Genomic DNA, 21,394 nt, shown 5'->3' on the forward strand with positions numbered 1-21,394 from the left:
ATGAAGGAAGAGGGAGTGAAATAGATGAAAAAGTGGAAGTATGAGATCATGGCAGGGACTCTTCTGCTTCTGGTCAGTATCCGGATTTATGAAATCGAAATTGGAACTCTGGTGGGACTTGTGTGCCTTATACGGGGATTGGAAGAGCTCTACCGACAGACGGGAGATCAGAGGTTCCGGTATGCCTGGATTGCAGGAATTGGAACGGCAATGGTTCGGTTTACAGGCACCTATGAGACAGGACCCTGGAGATGGGCGGGGCTCCTGGCCCAGCTGTTTTATCTCGTTATGGCAACATTGGCAGTCTGTGCCGCTGCCAGGGATGATCCGGAGCAGGAGCAGAAATCAAAACGCTTTGCTGTATGGCAGATGTTGTTCCTGATTTATACAGCAGTTTGTGGATTCAGAAGCTTTGTGGGAGATCAGGCTTCGTATGCCTGGATGTTAAGTCTTGTGTTACTGGCAGGAGGCGTGCTGCTGGCAGTGACGCTTGGCATCCTGATCCGAGACTGCAATGTGATCAGAGATGTTCCGGCAGAATAAAAAACAGAGATACCTTTGAGCAAAGAGAAACAACAAATAAAAAAGACATCCTCTGACGGTTTCAGGATGTCTTTTGCTTTTTGTTTCTATAAATTAAGCGATAGAGTTTACAGCTTTTGTAAGGCGGGAAACTTTTCTTGCGCAAGTGTTTTTGTGGTAAACACCTTTGCTTCCAGCCTTGTTGATCTCAGAGATTGCTACGCTGAGTGCTTCTTTTGCAGCAGCAGCGTCTTTGTTAGCAACAGCTGTCTCAACTTTCTTCACGCAAGTTTTCACTTTAGATTTGATCGCCTTATTTCTTGCAGTTCTTGTCTCAGCAACTAAAATTCTTTTCTTTGCGGATTTAATGTTAGCCATGACCTACACCTCCAACTCTGGTAAATTCATTTCTTGTTCATCGTCAGAGCCGGACACGGAACGATCTGACGAAGCATACTCATTTATTTTATGTCAATAAATAATTTCTGTCAATACATATTTCGGCTTTTTTTTGAGAAACTAGTGTTTAAATGAAAAAAAGCGAGGTTTTATCATGGTTGAGAAGTATAGTATCCGGACCGATCTGGCTTTGGAGGAGAAAGAGCGATTTGAAGAAGAAAATGTGGAGGTTCAGGGCGTCGTTCTGGAAGAGGAGTATGACGAGGAAAGGGAAATCAGGACTACGACGGTAAAGATCAAGACAGAGAACGGAGCAAAAACGATGGGAAAGCCTGTTGGAACATATATTACAATTGAGGCACCGAATCTTGCCGTACCGGATGAGGGGTATCACAGGGAAGTCTCTGTGAAGATTGCGGAGTGTGTGGAGAAACTTCTGAAGGGAAAATGGAAAAAAAGAAGCAAGGATGAGGACATTTCGATCCTGATGGTGGGACTGGGGAACCGGGAGGTGACGCCGGACGCTCTGGGACCGTATGTGGCGGACAATCTGAATATTACGAGGCACATTGTCCGGGAATATGGAAAGTACGCGATGGGCGAGGATGAAGTGACCCTGGTAAGCGCTCTTGTCCCGGGGGTAATGGCACAGACCGGCATGGAAACCGCAGAGATCGTCCGTGGCGTTGTGGCAGAGACGAAGCCGGATGTAATCCTTGTGGTGGATGCGCTGGCGGCCAGAAATTCCAAACGTCTGAACCGGACAATCCAGATTGCGGATACGGGGATCAGTCCGGGCTCCGGCGTCGGAAACCACCGCAATGCCATTACCGAAGACAGTATCGGTATCCCGGTGATTGCCATCGGTGTACCAACGGTTGTGGACGCTGCTACCATCGTAAATGATGCGATGGAAAACCTGATGAAAGAGATGGAACATTCCGAGGCGCTCAAGGGAGTCGGTGTGGTGCTGCAGGGGTATCATGCGGCCGAGAAATATGAATTGGTCAGACAGCTGATTTCCCCTCATCTCAACGGTATGTTTGTCACGCCAAAAGACATCGATGATACGGTAAAGCGGATCAGCTTCACCATATCGGAGGGCCTGAATCTGTTATTCTCCAGGAATGAGGAGCGCGGCGAAATGACAGGACAGGCACATAATCACGAAGAAAAAGGCATATAGTGTTAAGACATGAAAATCCTGATATGGTAAGAAAGTAGAGTGAGGCATTTGAGTGGAAACATACACCTTAGGCATCTCCTGATCGGAGGTGTGGTGAGTGTGCTTGGCGGATATATTATTATGGGAGGTTATGAAAGTTCGGCAGAGTTTATCCGGGCAGAAATCGGGAGGACTATTCAAAAAGGGGCGGAGGCAATGTATTTCCCTGCCCTTGTCCGGGTGAACGATCAGCCGGAAGGAACGGTCGGTGAGTGGGTGGCCAGGCAGGCGATGCAGATGACGCCCCTCGGAAACTATGTAAAAGCGAATGAAGTAAGCGAGACGGAAATCGAGGACTCGGAAACGTATGAGATGCTTTTGAAAAAGGAGGCGGAAGATGAGAACGTGGTAGATGAAAATGGAAAGCTGATTGAACAGAATCAGGATACCACGACGGAAAAACCTCATGAAACGCAGATTCAGGGGACCATCGACCGGGAGAAGCTGAAGGACTATGAGTATCTGACCAGTCATTTTTATACGATTGACAGTACGACGATGACCAGCCCGGAAGAGTTGAATGCGGAAACGCTGCTTGCGAAAAACATGAAATTTGAGAATAAGGACAACGGGCCGAAAATTCTGATCTATCACACGCACTCGCAGGAAACGTTTGTAGATTCGGTTCCGGGGGATGATTCCACTTCCATCGTGGGAATCGGAGATTACCTGACGGATCTTCTAGACAATACTTACCATATTCCGACGATCCACGACCGGGGTGTCTACGATATCATCAATGGGAAACTGGACCGAAGCGAAGCCTATGAGCTCTCCGGAGCCGCGGCGGAAAAGATTCTGGCTGAAAATCCATCCATCGAGGTGGTCATTGACCTACATAGAGACGGAGTTGCCGAAACGACCCACCTGGTGACGGAAGTGAATGGAAAGCAGACGGCGAAAATCATGTTCTTCAACGGCCTGTGCCGGACGAGGGCAAACGGAGATATCCAGTATTTCAACAATCCGTATATTCAGGATAACCTGGCGTTCTCCCTTCAGATGAAGCTGGATGCCGATGAGCATTATCCGGGATTTACGAGAAATATCTATCTGAAAGGATACCGCTATAACATGCAGCTTGTCCCGAAGATGCTTCTCGTGGAAGCGGGAGCCCAGACGAACACGGTGCAGGAGATGAAAAATGCCATGGAGCCGCTGGCAGAGTCCTTAAACCGTGTGCTAAACGGGTAAAATTTAATTTCTTGAATCGTATGTTCGATTGTGGTAAACTGTTGAAAGTAATGGATTTTTTGAAAGATACGAATAATCAGAAGGAAGAAAGGAAGAATACGATGGCGAAACATACGACATACGATGCGGACAGTATCGCGGTACTGGAAGGTCTGGAGGCAGTCCGGAAGCGTCCCGGCATGTATATCGGAAGTGTAGGTACAAAGGGGCTGAATCATCTGGTATACGAGATCGTGGACAATTCCGTGGATGAACATCTGGCCGGATTTTGCATGAATATAGAAGTGACGCTGGAAAAAGACGGCTCCGCGACAGTCTCCGATGACGGGCGCGGCGTGCCGGTTGGAATGCATCAAAAAGGCGTATCGGCGGCGCGTATTGTCTATACAACACTGCACGCAGGGGGAAAGTTTGACGATTCTGTCTACAAGACAAGCGGCGGGCTCCACGGTGTGGGCTCTTCCGTAGTCAATGCCCTTTCCGAATATATGGATGTGAAGATCAGCCGTGACGGGGCCATTCATCATGACCGATATGAGCGGGGAATTCCGGTGGTGGAACTGGAAAACGGGCTCCTTCCGGTGATCGGAAAGACGAAAAAGACAGGGACGACCATTAATTTTCTTCCGGACGGCGAGATTTTTGAAAAGACAAGATTCCGGGAGGAGGAGATCAAGAGCAGGCTTCACGAGACTGCATATCTGAATCCGGAACTGACGATTCATTTTACAGATAAGAGAAAAGAGCCGGAAGAGCAGATTACCTACCATGAGCCGGACGGACTGATCGGGTTTATCAAGGATCTGAATTCCAAGAGCGAGCCGGTTCACGACCCGGTCTACTTCAAAGGGGAGGCCGAGGGCATCGAGGTGGAGGCGGTTTTTCAGTATGTCAATGAGTTTCATGAGAACATTCTTGGATTCTGCAACAATATCTATAATGCAGAAGGAGGAACTCATCTGACAGGCTTTAAGTCCACCTTTACGACAGTGATGAACCAGTACGCAAGGGAGCTTGGAATTCTGAAGGACAAGGATGCCAACTTTACCGGCGCGGACATCCGGAACGGGATGACGGCGATTGTCTCTGTCAAGCACCCGGATCCTAGATTTGAGGGGCAGACAAAGACGAAACTGGACAACCAGGATGCAGCCAAGGCCACAAGCAAGGTGACAAACGATGAAATCGTGCGTTACTTTGACCGGAATCTGGATGTCTTAAAGAAAGTGCTGTCCTGCGCGGAGAAGGCGGCAAAGATCCGGAAAACGGAGGAAAAGGCAAAGACAAACCTGCTGACAAAGCAGAAGTATTCTTTTGACAGCAACGGAAAACTCGCAAACTGCGAATGCAGGGATCCGAAAAAATGTGAGATCTTTATCGTGGAGGGAGATTCCGCAGGCGGTTCTGCCAAGACGGCGAGAGACCGGATGTACCAGGCGATCCTTCCGATCCGCGGAAAGATTTTAAATGTAGAGAAGGCAAGTATCGATAAAGTGCTGGCAAACGCGGAGATCAAGACGATGATCAACGCCTTTGGCTGCGGATTTTCCGAAGGATACGGAAACGATTTTGATATCAGCAGGCTGCGGTACGATAAGATCATTATCATGGCCGATGCGGACGTGGACGGAGCGCATATTTCCACCCTGCTTCTGACGTTGTTTTACCGCTTTATGCCGGAGCTTATTTTTGAGGGACATGTCTACATTGCCATGCCGCCTCTTTATAAGGCCATGCCAAAAAGCGGCAAGGAGGAATACCTCTACGATGACCGGGCTCTGGAAGAATACCGGAAGAAGCACAAAGGGCCGTTTACGCTCCAGAGATACAAAGGTCTGGGAGAGATGGATGCCCAGCAGCTCTGGGAGACGACACTGGACCCGAAGACCCGGATTTTAAAACAGGTGGAGATCGAAGACGCCCGGATGGCTTCCAGCGTGACAGAGATGCTGATGGGTACCGAAGTACCGCCGAGACGGACATTTATCTACGAGAATGCCAGAGAGGCAGAGCTGGATATTTAGCAGGAAACGGACAGTTACCATTAGAAATGAGGAAGATACATGAGTCAGAATGAAAGTGAACAGATCATCCGGACCGAATATTCGGATGTCATGAAAAAATCATATATTGATTATGCGATGAGCGTCATCGTTTCCCGTGCCTTGCCGGACGTCAGGGACGGTCTGAAGCCGGTCCAGAGACGTACCCTTTATGATATGTACGAACTGGGAATCCGGTATGACAGACCGTACCGGAAGTGTGCGCGTATTGTCGGGGACACGATGGGTAAATACCATCCTCACGGCGACAGTTCCATTTATGAGGCTCTTGTCGTGATGGCACAGGATTTCAAAAAGGGCATGGTGATGGTGGACGGCCACGGAAACTTCGGTTCCATCGAAGGGGACGGGGCTGCGGCCATGCGTTACACCGAGGCAAGACTTGCGAAGGTGACCCAGGAAGCGTTTCTTGCGGATCTGGACAAGGACATTGTCAACTTCGTTCCGAACTTTGACGAGACGGAAAAAGAGCCGGAAGTTCTTCCGGTCCGTTTCCCGAATCTTCTTGTCAATGGAGCGGAAGGAATCGCAGTCGGTATGGCGACAAGCATCCCGACCCACAATCTGGGGGAAGTCATCGACGCGGTAAAAGCATACATGAAGAACAATGCCATCAGCACCAGGCAGCTGATGAAATATCTGAAAGGCCCGGATTTCCCGACGGGCGGCATCGTGGTCAATCAGGACGACCTGCTGCAGATCTACGAGACCGGAAGCGGGAAGATCAAGCTGCGTGGAAAAGTGGAGATTGAAGACTTAAAAGGCGGGAAAAAGCGTCTTGTCATCACGGAGATTCCATACACCATGATCGGAAGCGGAATCGGTAAATTTTTAAATGATGTCTGCGCCCTTGTGGAGACGAAGAAGACATCGGACATTGTGGATATTTCCAACCAGTCCTCCAAAGAGGGAATCCGTATCGTCATTGACCTGAAAAAGGATGCCGATGTGGAAAATCTGACGAACATGCTTTACAAGAAGACGAAACTGGAGGATACGTTCGGCGTCAACATGCTGGCGGTGGCGGACGGAAAGCCGGAGACGATGGGGCTGAAAAAGATCATTGAATATCATGTGGATTTTCAGTTCGAGATTACTACAAGGAAATACCGGACACTGCTTGCAAAAGAGCAGGAAAAACGTGAGGTACAGGAAGGTCTCATCAAGGCCTGTGATGTGATTGACCTGATTATCGAGATCCTGCGGGGAAGCCGTTCGGTCAAGGACGCCAGGGCCTGTTTGATGTACGGAATCACCGATGAGATTACATTTAAAAGCAAAACTTCAGAGAAGATGGCAAAGCTTCTTTCCTTTACAGAGCGGCAGGCAACGGCCATTCTGGAGATGCGTCTCTACCGGCTGATCGGTCTGGAGATCGAAGCGCTTCAGAAAGAGCATGAAGAAACAATCCGTAAGATCGAGCGTTATGAGAAGATCTTAAATGACTACGATGAAATGTCGGCTGTCATCATTGACGATCTGAATAAGCTGAAGAAAGAATATGCGGTGAAGCGCCGCACCCTCCTTGAAAATGCAGAGGAAGCAGTTTACGAGGAGAAAAAGATCGAGGAGCAGGAAGTGATCTGTCTGGTGGACCGTTTCGGATATGCAAGGACGGTGGATCCGTCTGTTTACGAGCGGAACCAGGAGGCGGCGGACGCAGAAAGCCGCTATATCATCCGCTGCATGAATACCGGAAAGCTCTGTCTGTTTACTGCTGAAGGACGGATGCACCAGATCAAGGTACTGGATATCCCGCATGGCAAATTCCGGGACAAGGGACTGCCGGTGGACAATATCAGTAATTATGACAGCACAGGGGAACATATCGTTGCCTTGATGAATGAAGCGGATCTGGAAGGAGAATTCCTTCTGTTTGCTACAAAGGACGGACTTGTCAAACGGGTGGCAGGATCGGAATTCCTTGTTTCCAAGCGGACAACCGCGGCGACCAAGCTTCAGGAAGGTGATGAAGTACGAGCTGTGCTTCCGATGAACGGGCAGGATTTTGCCGTACTTCAGACAGAAAACGGCTACTTCCTCAAATTCCCGGCGGAAGATGTATCCGAGAAGAAAAAGGGAGCCCTCGGAATTCGGGGAATCAGGCTTCAGAAGAAGGACGCTGTGGAAAGCGCCTATGTTTTTGCAGAAGGAACTGAGACCAAAGCAGTATATAAGGAAAAAGAAATTTCGCTGAACCGTCTGAAAACAGGAAAGCGTGATACGTCGGGCGTAAAGCAGAGAGCATAAAAAAGACCTCCTTTTTGTGAAAATGTCTTGACTCTGGGATAGTACCAGAGTTTAAGATAAACATAAAGGAGGTTTTATGATGTTGAAGAATAAGATGAGATGAACAGTACAAAGACTGGTTGAGGGAATTACGGTGCCGATGTTGTTATGGATTGCCGTGGGAGCGGCAATCTGTACCTTCGGTATCCACAATATTCATTCACAGACCGGGATTACTGAAGGAGGTGTCATTGGCATGACACTGTTTGCAAACAAATGGTTTCATATTCCAAAAGGACTTGTAACCCCGATCCTTGATCTGAGCTGCTACCTTCTGGCATTCCGGTTTCTTGGAGGAAAGTTTATCAGGATTTCCATGATTTCCACCTTATTTGTGTCTCTGTTTTATGATCTGTGGGAACAGTTTCCCTACATGCTGCCGGATCTGTCGGATTATCCGCTTGCGGCGGCACTTCTGGGAGGTGTTTTTGTAGGAATCGGTGTCGGCCTGATTGTACGTCAGGGCGGATCAAGCGGCGGAGACGATGCACTTGCCCTTTCCATTTCCAGAGGAACCGGGTGGAGGCTTTCCAGAGCCTATCTTTTTACGGATCTGGTAGTACTGGGACTTTCCCTTTCTTATATTCCGGTCATCCGGATTGCGTTTTCCGTGGTGACAGTGATGCTTTCATCACTTTTAATTGACTTTGTACAGAATTTTAGAAGACAGCCCGAACCTGAGACGGCGGGCGAATAAAACCACTCCAATAAAATGGCCGGTGCAGGATTTTCCTGCACCGGCCATTCTGCTTTACAATTCCGGATCTGTTCTTTTTTATGTTAATTCTGCTTTACAATTCCCCGCAAGAAAGTAACACGATTTTTACAAAAGCTTTGCGTAAGCTGGATGGAACAAAAAAACGTAAAGAGTTATAGTGCTATAGGATGAAAAAAACGATGAAATGTAGAAAATCTGGATAAAAGAAAGGGGCATTTGTACATGCTGGAATTAAAGCATATCAAAAAATCATTTGACGGAGTGAATGTTTTAAAAAACATCAATCTGCAGATCGAGGATGGCGAGATTGTATCGATTCTCGGACCGTCCGGATGCGGGAAAACAACACTTTTAAATATCATCCTCGGACTGACACAGGCAGATGCCGGTGAACTGATTTTTCAGGGTGAAGATATTTTAAATGTACCAATGGAAGAGAGAGGATTCAATATTGTATTCCAGGATTATGCGCTCTTCCCGAATCTGAATGTGAAACAGAATGTTACATACGGCCTTCGCAATAACAAAAACATTGTAACGGTGGAGGAAGTCAATGGACTGATCAATCTTCTGGGACTGAAGGACCATCTGGATAAGAAGATCGAACAGCTTTCCGGCGGACAAAAACAGAGAGTGGCTCTTGCGAGAACCATGGTAATGAAGCCGAAGATCCTGCTTCTTGACGAGCCGTTGAGTGCTTTGGATGGCGTGATCAAAGAATCCATCAAAGACAAGATCAAGGAGATTGCAAGAGAATATCATCTGACAACCATTATAGTCACACATGATCCGGAGGAAGCACTCACCCTTTCCGACAAGGTTGTCATCATGAATCAGGGAACGATCGCCCAGTACGGAAGACCGGAAGATATTATCAATACACCGGAAGAAGATTTCGTAAAGAACTTCATTTTAAGACAGCTCGAAATCAAGAGAAACAACATCATGATGCTGTTCAGTGAATCAGAAGCAAAGAGATTTCAGGTGGTGTAAAAGATGAAGAAGATAAAAGAAAAAGAAATCAAAGGAATTTACGGGATTGCGCTTCTTCTGTTTTTGATCTTTCTGTTTGTCCCGGTTATCGTACTGTTTCAACAGTCTCTTGCAGGTGAGTCAGGACTTTCCCTGGCACACTACAGTGAAATGCTGACACAGAGAGGATTCGGCCTGGCTGTACGGCACAGCCTGGAAGTTTCCATCGTCAGCGCGGTGGTGGCAACACTCCTTGCGTTTTTACTTGCGTACACCGTACATTATACAAATGCACCTGGAAAATATAAGAAATTTATCCGTCTGGCAGCACAGCTTCCAATGCTTCTGCCGACTATTACATACGGATTTGCCATTATCTATTCTTTCGGAAAACAGGGACTTCTGACAAGGCTCTTTGGAAGACAGCTGTTTGATATCTACGGATTTAACGGACTTGTGATCGGATATGTGATCTACACCCTTCCGGTATCCTTTATGCTTCTGTCCAATACGATGGAATATATCGACAAGAAATTTACGGTTGTCTCCAGAATCATGGGAGACTCCCCGCTGAAAACATTCCAGCAGACGATCATCCGTCCGCTGCTTGGAACCTTTGCAACATCCTTTGTACAGTGCTTTTTCCTCTGCTTTACCGATTACGGTATTCCGGAATCCGTGGGAGGAGAGTACGAAGTTGTTGCAACCGTACTTTACAATGAGATGCTTGGAAGTATCCCGAATTTCAACAACGGAGCGGTAGTAGCCGTGATCATGCTGATTCCTTCGATTGTCAGCATCCTGCTTCTGAAATTCCTGGAACGATACAACATCCGGTATACGAAGATCTCCGCAATCGAATTAAAGAAAAACAAGACAAGAGACATCCTCTGCTCGGTCGGATCGGCTGTGATCCTGATCTGTGTATTTGCAGTCTTTGCTGTGATCTTCATCATGCCGTTTATTCAGGAATGGCCTTATCAGGCAGTGTTTACACTGGATCACTTCCGCGATGTATTCAACGACAATACATTGACGGCAGTATATAAAAACTCATTGTTTGTAGCATTTATGACGGCGATTTTCGGAACCCTGCTTGCTTACGGATGTGCGCTTGCTTCCGCGCGGAGCAGCCTGAGAGGATCCGCAAAGCAGGTGGTAGAAAGCACAGCCCTGATCACCAACACCATTCCCGGAATGGTTATCGGTATTGCATATATGCTTGTGTTCTCAGGAACATCGCTTCAGAACACTTTTTTACTGATCATCATCTGTAACATGATCCATTATTTTTCTACACCGTACCTGATGATCAAGAACGCGCTTCTGAAGCTGAACACATCCTGGGAGGCGACAGCGAAACTGCTTGGCGACTCCTGGGGGAAAACCCTCATAAGAATTATCACACCGAATATGTCATCTACACTTCTGGAAGTGTTCGGATACTATTTTGTGAACGCAATGGTAACCGTCAGCGCGGTGATTTTCATCGCGGGAGCGAGAACCATGGTCATTACGACAAAGATCAAGGAATTACAGTATTTCATGAAATTCAATGAGATTTTCGTACTGTCCATCCTGATCCTTTTGACCAATCTTTGCATAAAGGGAGTATTAGTCCTCCTTTCAGATAGAAAAAAATCTGAATTTAAAGTGAAAAAGGAGAAAAAAATTATGAAGATGAAAAGTGTGACAGCAATGTTTATGGCATGTCTGATGGCCGGCTCCGTAATGCTTGGCGGATGTTCCGGATCAGATGCGGCTTCAGGATCTTCAGAGGATCAGATCATTATCTATTCCAACGCTGATGAAGAGGCGGTAGATGCCATGAAAAAAACACTGGATGATAATGGATATGAAGGCGGATATGTATTCCAGACATTCGGAACATCCGAACTGGGAGGAAAGCTGATCGCGGAAGGAAAGAATCTGGAAGCAGACATGGTGACAATGAGTTCTTTCTACCTGGACAGTGCTCAGGAGCAGAACAGCATGTTTAAAGATCTGACATTTGACTATACAACACTCAGTGAAAATGACAGTTCTGATTTCTACGCACCGATTACAAAACAGGAAGGCGCGATCATTGTCAATACAGAACTCTTAAAGGAAAACAATCTGGACACACCGACCTGCATCAAGGATCTGGCAGATCCGCAGTACAAGGACATGATTTCCGTGACAGATATTAAGAGCTCTTCTACGGCATGGCTTCTGATTCAGGCACTTGTAAGCGAATACGGTGAGGAGGAAGCACAGAATATTCTGTCGGATATTTACGCAAATGCAGGCGACAACATCGAAGATTCCGGTTCCGCACCGCTTAAAAAAGTACGTGCCGGAGAAGTGGCAGTCGGATTTGGTCTGAGACATCAGGCGGTAGCAGATAAAGAAGAAGGACTTCCGATTGACTATGTCGACCCGACGGAAGGAAACTTCTCTCTGACAGAGTCTGTAGCTGTTCTCGACAAAGACAACGGAGACAAAGCAGACAAGGCAATGGAGATGGCGCAGTGCATCATTGAAAAAGGAAGAGAAGAACTTCAGAAAACATACCCGCTTGCTGTATATGAAGGAGAGACAGATTCCGACAACAAATCTGCTTATCCAAAGGTATTCCCGGAAAAACTGACAGTAGACTTACTGGAAAAACATCAGGAAATCTCAGAAGCAGCAAAATAAGACATGATCAATTAAGACAAATGCAGACTGCCGGAAAATAAGGCCGGCGGTCTGTCAATGCGTCTGAGCGGATGCGAAAATACAGGAAAAAGGAAAGGAAAACGAAAATCATGAAGAACTACAAATTACTCACACCAGGACCGCTCACCACAACGGATACTGTAAAAAAGGAGATGCTGTTTGACCATTGCACATGGGATGACGACTACAAACAGATTACACAGGAGATCAGAAAAGAACTGTTAAAACTGGCTCACGTTTCCGAAGAGGACTATACCGTTGTCCTGATGCAGGGAAGCGGAACGTTCGGCGTGGAGTCTGTACTGACCAGCGTCATTGGAGAAGATGAAAAACTTCTGATCGCAGCAAACGGTGCTTACGGCAAACGTATGGCGTCAATTGCGGAACATGCAAAAATTGACTACGTTCTTTATGAAGAAGATTTTGATAAAGTACCGGATGCAGGAAAGATCGCGGCATATCTGGATGAGGATGCAAAGATTACACATGTTGCCATGGTACACAGCGAGACAACATCCGGAATCTTAAATGACATTGCATCCGTTGCAAAAGTAGTAAAAGAAAGAGGAAAGACATTCATCGTGGATGCTATGTCAAGCTTCGGCGGCGTGGATATCCAGGTGGGAGAACTTGGTATTGATTTCATCATCAGCAGCGCCAACAAATGTATCCAGGGCGTTCCGGGATTCTCCTTTATTATCTGCAGAAGAGACAAGCTGATGGAGAGCAAAGGAAAAGCAAGAAGCCTTTCTCTTGATCTTTACGATCAGTGGGAAACCATGGAGAAGGATGGAAAGTGGAGATTTACATCACCGACCCATGTGGTACTTGCATTCAGACAGGCGCTTCGCGAACTGGAGGAAGAAGGCGGCATTGAAAAGAGACAGGAACGCTACGAGAAGAACAATCAGATTCTCATTGAAAATCTGGCAGAGCTTGGCATCAGGCCATATGTAGGAGCAGATGTTCAGGGACCGATCATTACAACCTTCTACTATCCGGAACACCACAACTTCTCCTTCCAGGATATGTACCAGTACATCAAAGAAAGAGGATACGCGATTTATCCGGGAAAAGTAACGGATGCAGATACATTCCGTATCGGAAACATCGGAGAGATCTATCCGGAAGATATGGTAAAGGTGACAGCAATCATTTCAGAATTTTTAAAGGAGAGAAACTAAGATGAAATACGAAGCAGTGATTTTTGACTGGGCAGGAACGACGGTGGATTACGGATGCTTTGCACCGGTACAGGCATTCCTCGATTCCTTCCATGAATACGGAATTGACCCGACCATGGAGGAGGTCAGAGGACCGATGGGAATGCTTAAAATCGACCATATCCGGACCATGCTTCAGGGAGAACGCATCAGCGGACTGTGGAAAGAAAAATATGGAAGAGACTGGACCGAGGAAGATGTCCATGCGGTTTACGAGCTCAGCGAGAAGAAACTTCTGGAAAACCTTCCGAACTTCGCAGATCCGAAACCGTACGTGATCGAAACGGTGAAAGAACTCCGCGAGATGGGACTGAAGATAGGATCCACAACCGGATATACCGATGACATGATGGCCATCGTTGCTCCGAAGGCAAAAGAACTTGGATACGAGCCGGACTGCTGGTTCAGCCCGAACGCGGTGGAAAACCACGGACGTCCGTACCCGTACATGATCTTCAAGAACATGGAAGCACTTGGACTTTCCGATGTGAGAAAGGTTATCAAAGTCGGAGATACGGTATCCGATATCAAAGAAGGAAAGAACGCAGGAATGGAAGCAGTCGGAATCCTGGAAGGAAGTTCTGTTCTCGGACTCTCCAAAGAGGAATTTGACGCCCTTTCCGAAGAAGAAAAGAAAGCACAGTACGAAAGAGCGGAGAAAATTTACAAGGATGCGGGAGCAGACTATGTGATTCTCGACATCAGAGGCATTCGCGATATCGTAAAATAGGAGAAAACCGCTAAAATCGGCAAAAAACCTTGATTTTGTCAAAAAAACGTGCTATAGTGCATATAGTTACATAAGAAATCGGCAGAAGAGTGGACGTCATGTTCACTCTTCTTTAATTCTGCGGGTTGTCCCCGTACAAAGGACGGTTTTTTATGACAGGCATGAAAATCTGAAAGAGAAAGGATGTTAGGATGTCAAAAAGAGAAAGCTACGAACAAAGAACAGAGGAATTGCTGATTCCGATCCTTATGAAGTATGAGTTTGAACTGGTTGACGTAGAATATGTGAAAGAGGCTGGCACCTGGTATTTAAGGGCCTATATCGACAAGCCGGGCGGAATTGCCATCAACGACTGCGAGGTCGTAAGCAGAGAGCTCTCTGATCTTCTGGATAAAAAGGATTTTATCGACGACAGCTATATCCTGGAAGTGAGTTCGCCGGGGCTTGGAAGACCGTTAAAGAAAGACAGGGACTTTGCAAGAAGCATCGGGGAAGAAGTGGAGATCCGGACATACCGGATGATTGACAAGCAGAAAGAGTTTACCGGAGTGTTAGAGGAATATGACAGTGATTCTGTGACGATTTCTTATGAAGATGGAACAAAACAGAAGTTTGACAGGAAAGAGATTGCATTGATCAGGCTGGCATTTGATTTTTAGTGTTTAGGAGGAAAAGAAAGCAATGAGTACAGAATTAATGGAAGCGCTTACCATACTGGAACAGGAGAAGGACATCAGCAAGGAGACCATGCTGGACGCAATTGAAAATTCCCTGATGAACGCCTGCAAAAACCATTTCAAAAAAGCGGATAATATTAAGGTCGTGATGAACCGTGAGACCTGCGATTTCGCGGTTTACGCTGAGAAGACCGTAGTGGAGGAAGTGGAAGATCCGGAGGAGGAGATCAGTCTTGTAAATGCGAAGATGATGGACTCCAAATATGAACTTGGCGATATTGTACAGGTACCGATCGATTCCAAATCCTTTGGACGGATTGCGACACAGAACGCGAAGAACCTGATCCTCCAGAAGATCCGGGAAGAAGAACGCAAGGTCGTTTATGATCAGTACTTTGAGAAGGAAAAAGACATTGTGACAGGAATCGTGCAGCGTTATGTGGGACGCAACATCAGCATTGATCTTGGAAAGGCAGACGCCATGCTGACCGAAAACGAGCAGGTCAAAGGGGAAGTATTCAAGCCGACAGAGCGTATCAAACTTTACGTGGTAGAAGTAAAGAATACGACAAAAGGACCGAAAATTCTCGTATCCCGTACCCATCCGGAGCTTGTAAAACGTCTCTTTGAGTCCGAGGTGACTGAGGTGAAAGACGGTATCGTTGAGATCAAGAGCATTGCAAGAGAAGCAGGATCCCGTACAAAGATTGCCGTATGGTCCAATGATCCGGACGTGGATCCGGTTGGAGCATGTGTCGGAATGAACGGACAGAGAGTGAATGCCATCGTGAACGAATTACGTGGCGAGAAGATCGACATCATCAACTGGAGCGACAACCCGGCCATCCTCATCGAAAACGCGCTGAGTCCGGCGAAGGTTATCTCCGTTGCAGCAGATCCGGAAGAGAAGACAGCAAGCGTCATCGTGCCGGATTACCAGCTTTCTCTTGCCATCGGTAAAGAAGGACAGAATGCAAGACTGGCCGCAAGACTGACCGGATACAAGATCGACATCAAGAGTGAGACTCAGGCAATCGAATCCGGAGAACTTCCGGCAAACTACATGGATATGCCGATGGAAGAAGGCGTATTCGAGTCGGACATTTATGAAGATGACGTTTATGAGGATGACGCATACGAAGATGGCATAGATGAAGAAGAAAGTTACGGGGATGAAAGTGATGAATAAAAAGATCCCAATGCGCAAATGTGTCGGGTGCGGGGAGATGAAAAACAAAAAGGAGATGCTCCGCGTCATCCACACGAAGGAAGGGGAATTCCTTCTGGACGCAACAGGAAGAAAAAACGGAAGAGGAGCCTACCTCTGCTTTTCCAGAGATTGTTTTCTAAAAGCAGTAAAGAACAAAGGGCTGGAACGCTCTTTTAAGCAGGCGATTCCAAACGAAGTGTATGAACAGCTGGAAAAGGAGATGGAGCAGATTGAAACTGAATAAAGGTCTGTCACTTTTAAGTCTGGCTACCAGGGCGGGAAAGACAAAAAGCGGAAACTTTCAGACAGAGCAGGCGGTCAAGTCAGGGACGGCTTATCTTGTGATTATCGCCGCGGATGCCTCTGAGAATACAAAAAAGAAATTCCGTAACATGTGTAGCTTTTACGACGTTCCGATTCTGTTTTATGCAGATCAGGACACCCTGGGTCATGCAATGGGAAAAGAATTCCGCACAAGTGCTGCGGTGACAGATGCGGGATTTGCGGACGAGATTAAGAAACAGCTGACAGTGGAAGAAGAATAAAATTGCATATAGGAGGTAGTTGGATGTCAAAAGTGCGAGTACATGAATTAGCAAAAGAGATAGATAAAACGAGCAAGGAAATTATGGATTATCTGAAAGGGAACGGAGCGGACCTGAAAAGCCACATGAGTTTTCTGACAGAGCAGCAGGTGGAGGATGTGAAGAAGAAATTCGGAAGCGCCGGACACAATGCAGAAGCTCCGAAAAAGAAAACTATTGTTCAGGTTTTCCGGCCTCAGAACACACAGGGAGGACAAAGACGCCAGAACGCAAGAGGTGCCCAGAGACCGGGCGGACAGCAGGCGTCAGGAAGAACAGGAATGGATAAGGAAAAGAGAGAAGGATACGTATCTGCCCAGGAGAGAGGGCGCGACAATAACCGTCCGGCAAGAGACGGAAACAAAGACCGTCAGGGAAGAGATTTTCGCGACAGAGACCGTCAGGGTCAGGGAAGAGACGGCAATAAAGACCGCCAGGGAGGAAAAGACTTCCGTGACGGAAGAGACCGCGACAGAGACCGTCAGGGCAGAGGATCAAGAGATAATAAAGACAGAGACCGCCAGGGCAGGGATTTCCGCGATAAAGACCGTCAGGGAGGAAGAGATTTCCGCGACGGAAGAGACCGCGACAGAGACCGCCAGGGCAGAGATTCCCGCGACGGAAGAGATCGTGACAGAGACCGTCAGGGCAGAGGATCAAGAGACGGAAGAAACAACGGACCGTCTATCCCGGCACCGATGGTAGCCGAGCAGAAGCCGCAGAGAAGAAACCAGAAGGATAATTATAAGAAGAAAGACTATGACCGCGATGATGAACGGGAAGGCAGGTTTGGCCAGAAGCAGGGCAAAGGCAGGAAGAACCAGCAGCCTGTAATGGAGAAACCGCAGCCGAAGCAGGAGAAGAAGGAAGAGCAGATCAAGCAGATCACAATTCCGAAGATGCTCACCATCAAGGAGCTGGCAGACGCGATGAAGATCCAGCCGTCCGCTATTGTTAAGAAACTGTTCCTTCAGGGCAAAATCGTGACAGTCAACCAGGAGATCGACTTTGATACTGCAGAGGAGATCGCAATGGAGTTTGACGTGCTCTGCGAGCAGGAAGAAGAAATCGATGTAATCGAAGAGCTTTTAAAAGAGGAAGAAGAGGACGAAAAGAAGATGAAAAAACGTCCACCGGTTGTCTGCGTTATGGGACACGTTGACCATGGTAAGACTTCCCTCCTCGATGCAATCCGTCACACGAATGTAACAGACAGAGAGGCCGGCGGAATCACACAGCATATCGGAGCATCTGTTGTCAACATCAACGGAGAGAGCATCACATTCCTTGACACACCGGGGCATGAGGCATTTACGGCAATGCGTCTTAGAGGTGCATGTTCCACAGATATTGCAGTACTTGTCGTTGCAGCAGACGATGGTGTCATGCCGCAGACGGTAGAGGCGATCAACCATGCCAAGGCGGCGGGCGTTGAGATTGTTGTCGCGATCAACAAGATCGACAAGCCAAGCGCGAATATCGAACGTGTAAAACAGGAGCTGACAGAGTATGAGCTCATCCCGGAAGACTGGGGTGGAAGCACGATTTTCGTTCCGGTATCCGCGCATACAAAAGAAGGTATTCCGGAGCTTCTTGAGATGATCCTTCTGACAGCGGAAATGCTTGAGTTAAAAGCAAACCCGAACAGACGCGCAAGAGGTCTTGTGATCGAAGCGCAGCTTGATAAAGGAAAAGGACCGGTGGCTACTGTCCTTGTACAGAAAGGAACACTCCGTGTGGGTGACGCCATTGCAGCCGGATCTGCGTTTGGTAAAGTCAGAGCCATGATGGATGACAAGGGAAGACGTGTCAAAGAGGCCGGCCCATCCATGCCGGTTGAGATCCTTGGATTCAATGACGTCCCGAATGCGGGTGAAGTCTTCGTTGTAAGCAAGAACGAAAAAGAGGCAAGAAACTTTGCGGAAACCTTTATTTCCCAGAATCGTATGAAGATGCTGGAGGAGACAAAATCCAAGATGTCTCTGGATGATCTGTTCAACCAGATTAAAGAAGGAAACTTAAAAGAACTGGATATCGTAGTCAAAGCGGACGTACAGGGATCTGTAGAGGCGATGAAGCAGAGCCTTCTGAAGCTGTCCAACGATGAAGTTGTTGTAAAAGTGATCCACGGCGGAGTCGGAGCCATCAACGAATCCGACGTTATGCTTGCATCTGCGTCCAACGCGATCATCATCGGATTTAATGTTCGTCCGGATGCGGCAGCAAAAGAGACAGCAGAAAGAGAAAATGTTGACGTTCGTCTGTACCGTGTCATCTACAATGCCATCGAAGACGTGGAAGCTGCCATGAAGGGTATGCTCGATCCGATCTTCGAAGAACAGGTGCTTGGACACGCGGAAGTACGCCAGACATTCAAGGCTTCCGGAGTCGGAACCATTGCCGGTGCTTACGTTCTGGACGGTATCTTTGAACGTGACTGCTCCGCAAGAATTATCCGCGACGGAATTGTAGTATTTGAAGGAAAACTTGCTTCACTGAAGCGTTTCAAAGATGATGTCAAAGAAGTAAAAGCAGGATACGAATGTGGTTTCGTATTTGAAAAATACAATGACATCAAAGAAGGCGATCAGGTAGAAGCATTCAAGATGGTAGAAAAACCAAGATAGGATGAAAATATGAGAAAAAACAGTATCAAAAACACGAGGGTCAATACAGAAGTGATGCATGAACTGTCCAATATTCTGCGCGGGGGAATCAAAGATCCCCGCGTGGCAGAGTTCACCTCTGTCGTTGCGGTGGAAGTCGCACCGGATCTGAAGACCTGTAAAGCCTATATCAGTGTTCTTGGTGATGAAAAGGCACAGGCAGATACAATCAAAGGGCTTCAGAGCGCAGAAGGGTATATCAGAAGAGAGCTTGCACATTCTCTGAATCTTCGTAACACCCCGGAGATCCGCTTTATTCTGGATCAGTCGATCGAATACGGGGTGGCAATGTCAAAGAAGATCGACGATATCACGAAAGGCAGTAAGAAAGAGGAAGAGTAATATGCTGAAACTGGATGAGATACTGCAAGGAGTAAAGCGGGCCGGCATTGCAGGGCATGTACGGCCTGACGGGGACTGCACCGGTTCCTGCCTGGCGCTTTACCAGTATTTACGTATGTATTATCCGGAAGTCAGAACGGATGTGTATTTGGAAGAGATCCCGAATTCGTTCCATATGCTGACAGGGGCAGACGAGATCCGTCACGAGCTGCCGGAAGATACCGGATATGATGTGTTCTTCGCACTGGACTGCGGGGATACGAAAAGACTCGGATTTGCAGGTACACTGTTTGAACAGGCCAAAAAGACGGTCTGCATCGACCACCACGTGAGCAACCTGGCATTTGCGGATGTAAACCAGATCGTTCCGGACGCAAGCTCCACCTCTGAGCTGATCTATGATCTGCTGGAAAAAGAGAGGATCACAAAGGAGATTGCGGAAGCACTGTATCTGGGAATTGTACACGACACCGGAGTGTTTCAGTATTCCTGCACAAAGCCTTCGACCATGGAGGCAGCTGCGGAGCTTTTAAGAAAAGGAATCGACGGACCGAAAATCATAGAGAAAACATTTTATGAAAAGACCTACGCTCAGAATCAGGTGCTTGGAAAGGCGCTTCTGGAGAGTATCCGTCTGATGGACGGAAAAGTAATCTTTTCCTACATTACAAAGAAAAGCATGAACTTCTTTGGAGTGAAGGCAAAAGATCTGGAAGGCATTGTCAGCCAGCTGAGAGTGACAACCGGCGTGGAGGCTGCGATTTTCCTCTACGAACTGGAAAGCGGAGAATTTAAAGTCAGCCTCCGTTCCAAAGAGAAAGTGGATGTCAGCAAGGTTGCCCAGTACTTTGGCGGCGGCGGACATGTGCGGGCCGCAGGACTTACGTTCCGCGGAACCGTCCATGATGCAGTCAACAACATCGTCGGACAGGTTGCCCTTCAGCTGGAGGAAGAAGCATGATCCACGGAATTCTGAACGTAAGAAAAGAAAAGGGCTTTACTTCCCATGATGTGGTGGCAAAGCTTCGGGGAATGACAAGACAGAAAAAGATCGGACATACCGGGACGCTGGATCCGGATGCGGAAGGCGTCCTTCCGGTCTGCCTTGGAAAAGCAACCAGGCTCTGCGAAATGATGACGGACAAAGAAAAGGCATATGAAGCCGTGATGGTGCTTGGAAAAGAGACCGATACCCAGGATCTTTCCGGTACAGTTCTCGATACTTCCGCGACCGGCCATCTGACCGAAGAGGAAGTGCAGGAAGCCATCCTTTCTTTCGTAGGGATCTATGACCAGATCCCGCCGATGTACTCTGCGGTAAAGGTTGGCGGGAAAAAGCTCTATGAACTTGCAAGAGAAGGTAAGGAAATCGAACGGAAAGCCCGCCGGGTGGAAATCCGTTCCATCCGGATTCTTGAGATGCGGCTTCCGGAAGTCAGGTTTGAAGTAGTCTGCTCCAAAGGAACCTACATCCGCACCCTCTGTCATGATATCGGCAGAAAACTTGGATGCGGGGCATGTATGGGCGACCTGCTCAGAACAAAATCCGGAAACTTTACATTGGATCAAAGCCGGACTCTTTCTGAAATTCAGGAGTATCTGGATGGCGGCAGGATCGGGGAGATTCTTGTTCCGATCGATGCCATGTTTCCGGATGCGCCGAAAGTATCGGTGAAGCAGGGAAAGGAAAAGACCGTTTACAACGGGAATGCCCTGTCGCCGGATCAGATCGAGGACCACATCCCGGAAAAGGACGGGGAGACCATCCGGGTCTACGGTCCGGACGGAAGATTCCTCGCACTCTACCGCTATGCCGGGAGAGAAAAGAAATATCAGGTGGAAAAAATGTTTTACAGTCCGGAATAAGAGGAAAGAAC

19 protein-coding genes are annotated in these 21,394 nt (G+C 47.6%); 18 read left to right on the top strand and 1 reads right to left on the bottom strand.

The window, feature by feature from the left end:
* Positions 1 to 24 precede the first annotated feature (24 nt).
* On the top strand, positions 25 to 543 hold the full coding sequence (locus H6A32_RS00450) for a hypothetical protein (protein WP_087167344.1): 519 nt from the start codon (positions 25 to 27) through the stop codon (positions 541 to 543).
* Between the two features lie 93 nt (positions 544 to 636).
* Here the strand turns inward: H6A32_RS00450 and rpsT are convergent, their stop codons facing one another.
* A complete protein-coding gene (gene rpsT, locus H6A32_RS00455) occupies positions 637 to 900 on the bottom strand; it encodes a 30S ribosomal protein S20 (protein WP_087167343.1) in 264 nt (87 codons plus the stop codon).
* Between the two features lie 175 nt (positions 901 to 1,075).
* Between rpsT and gpr the strand changes: the two genes are divergently transcribed.
* From gpr to truB, 17 genes are all read left to right on the top strand, one after another.
* Positions 1,076 to 2,107 carry a GPR endopeptidase gene (gpr, locus tag H6A32_RS00460; RefSeq protein ID WP_204863500.1) on the top strand — a complete coding sequence of 344 codons (1,032 nt, stop codon included), beginning with the start codon at positions 1,076 to 1,078 and terminating at the stop codon, positions 2,105 to 2,107.
* Positions 2,108 to 2,155: 48 nt separating this feature from the next.
* Positions 2,156 to 3,340: a stage II sporulation protein P gene (gene spoIIP, locus H6A32_RS00465; RefSeq protein ID WP_243424819.1), complete on the top strand. Its 1,185-nt coding sequence runs from the start codon at positions 2,156 to 2,158 to the stop codon at positions 3,338 to 3,340.
* Between the two features lie 101 nt (positions 3,341 to 3,441).
* Positions 3,442 to 5,364, top strand: coding sequence for a DNA gyrase/topoisomerase IV subunit B (locus H6A32_RS00470; protein ID WP_087167516.1), 1,923 nt, complete (start codon positions 3,442 to 3,444; stop codon positions 5,362 to 5,364).
* Positions 5,365 to 5,403: 39 nt separating this feature from the next.
* On the top strand, positions 5,404 to 7,653 hold the full coding sequence (locus H6A32_RS00475) for a DNA gyrase/topoisomerase IV subunit A (RefSeq protein WP_087167341.1): 2,250 nt from the start codon (positions 5,404 to 5,406) through the stop codon (positions 7,651 to 7,653).
* A 139-nt stretch (positions 7,654 to 7,792) separates the two neighbouring features.
* On the top strand, positions 7,793 to 8,389 hold the full coding sequence (locus tag H6A32_RS00480) for a YitT family protein (protein ID WP_204863554.1): 597 nt from the start codon (positions 7,793 to 7,795) through the stop codon (positions 8,387 to 8,389).
* 243 nt (positions 8,390 to 8,632) lie between these two features.
* The gene (locus H6A32_RS00485) at positions 8,633 to 9,403 is read left to right on the top strand and encodes an ABC transporter ATP-binding protein (RefSeq protein ID WP_087167340.1); all 771 of its coding nucleotides are present in this window, start codon (positions 8,633 to 8,635) and stop codon (positions 9,401 to 9,403) included.
* A gap of 3 nt (positions 9,404 to 9,406) precedes the next feature.
* Positions 9,407 to 12,064 carry an extracellular solute-binding protein gene (locus H6A32_RS00490; RefSeq protein ID WP_204863501.1) on the top strand — a complete coding sequence of 886 codons (2,658 nt, stop codon included), beginning with the start codon at positions 9,407 to 9,409 and terminating at the stop codon, positions 12,062 to 12,064.
* Between the two features lie 110 nt (positions 12,065 to 12,174).
* Positions 12,175 to 13,269 carry a 2-aminoethylphosphonate--pyruvate transaminase gene (locus tag H6A32_RS00495; RefSeq protein WP_087252920.1) on the top strand — a complete coding sequence of 365 codons (1,095 nt, stop codon included), beginning with the start codon at positions 12,175 to 12,177 and terminating at the stop codon, positions 13,267 to 13,269.
* Position 13,270: 1 nt separating this feature from the next.
* A complete protein-coding gene (phnX, locus tag H6A32_RS00500; RefSeq protein ID WP_204863502.1) occupies positions 13,271 to 14,038 on the top strand; it encodes a phosphonoacetaldehyde hydrolase in 768 nt (255 codons plus the stop codon).
* A gap of 191 nt (positions 14,039 to 14,229) precedes the next feature.
* Positions 14,230 to 14,697 carry a ribosome maturation factor RimP gene (gene rimP / locus H6A32_RS00505; protein ID WP_087252916.1) on the top strand — a complete coding sequence of 156 codons (468 nt, stop codon included), beginning with the start codon at positions 14,230 to 14,232 and terminating at the stop codon, positions 14,695 to 14,697.
* A gap of 22 nt (positions 14,698 to 14,719) precedes the next feature.
* Complete coding sequence (nusA, locus tag H6A32_RS00510) at positions 14,720 to 15,904, top strand: transcription termination factor NusA (protein WP_204863503.1); 1,185 nt, start codon at positions 14,720 to 14,722, stop codon at positions 15,902 to 15,904.
* The gene (gene rnpM / locus H6A32_RS00515) at positions 15,897 to 16,169 is read left to right on the top strand and encodes an RNase P modulator RnpM (protein ID WP_242960086.1); all 273 of its coding nucleotides are present in this window, start codon (positions 15,897 to 15,899) and stop codon (positions 16,167 to 16,169) included. Before nusA ends, rnpM begins: the two co-directional genes overlap by 8 nt.
* The gene (locus H6A32_RS00520; RefSeq protein WP_087167334.1) at positions 16,156 to 16,470 is read left to right on the top strand and encodes a L7Ae/L30e/S12e/Gadd45 family ribosomal protein; all 315 of its coding nucleotides are present in this window, start codon (positions 16,156 to 16,158) and stop codon (positions 16,468 to 16,470) included. The genes rnpM and H6A32_RS00520 overlap by 14 nt, the downstream gene beginning before the upstream one ends.
* A gap of 23 nt (positions 16,471 to 16,493) precedes the next feature.
* On the top strand, positions 16,494 to 19,136 hold the full coding sequence (gene infB, locus H6A32_RS00525; protein WP_087252911.1) for a translation initiation factor IF-2: 2,643 nt from the start codon (positions 16,494 to 16,496) through the stop codon (positions 19,134 to 19,136).
* Positions 19,137 to 19,145: 9 nt separating this feature from the next.
* The gene (gene rbfA, locus H6A32_RS00530; protein WP_087252909.1) at positions 19,146 to 19,517 is read left to right on the top strand and encodes a 30S ribosome-binding factor RbfA; all 372 of its coding nucleotides are present in this window, start codon (positions 19,146 to 19,148) and stop codon (positions 19,515 to 19,517) included.
* Between the two features lies 1 nt (position 19,518).
* The gene (locus H6A32_RS00535; protein WP_204863504.1) at positions 19,519 to 20,478 is read left to right on the top strand and encodes a DHH family phosphoesterase; all 960 of its coding nucleotides are present in this window, start codon (positions 19,519 to 19,521) and stop codon (positions 20,476 to 20,478) included.
* Complete coding sequence (gene truB, locus H6A32_RS00540) at positions 20,475 to 21,383, top strand: tRNA pseudouridine(55) synthase TruB (RefSeq protein WP_087252903.1); 909 nt, start codon at positions 20,475 to 20,477, stop codon at positions 21,381 to 21,383. Before H6A32_RS00535 ends, truB begins: the two co-directional genes overlap by 4 nt.
* Positions 21,384 to 21,394 lie beyond the last annotated feature (11 nt).

It is taken from the genome of Drancourtella massiliensis (assembly GCF_016900655.1).
Lineage (GTDB): Bacteria > Bacillota > Clostridia > Lachnospirales > Lachnospiraceae > Sellimonas > Sellimonas catena.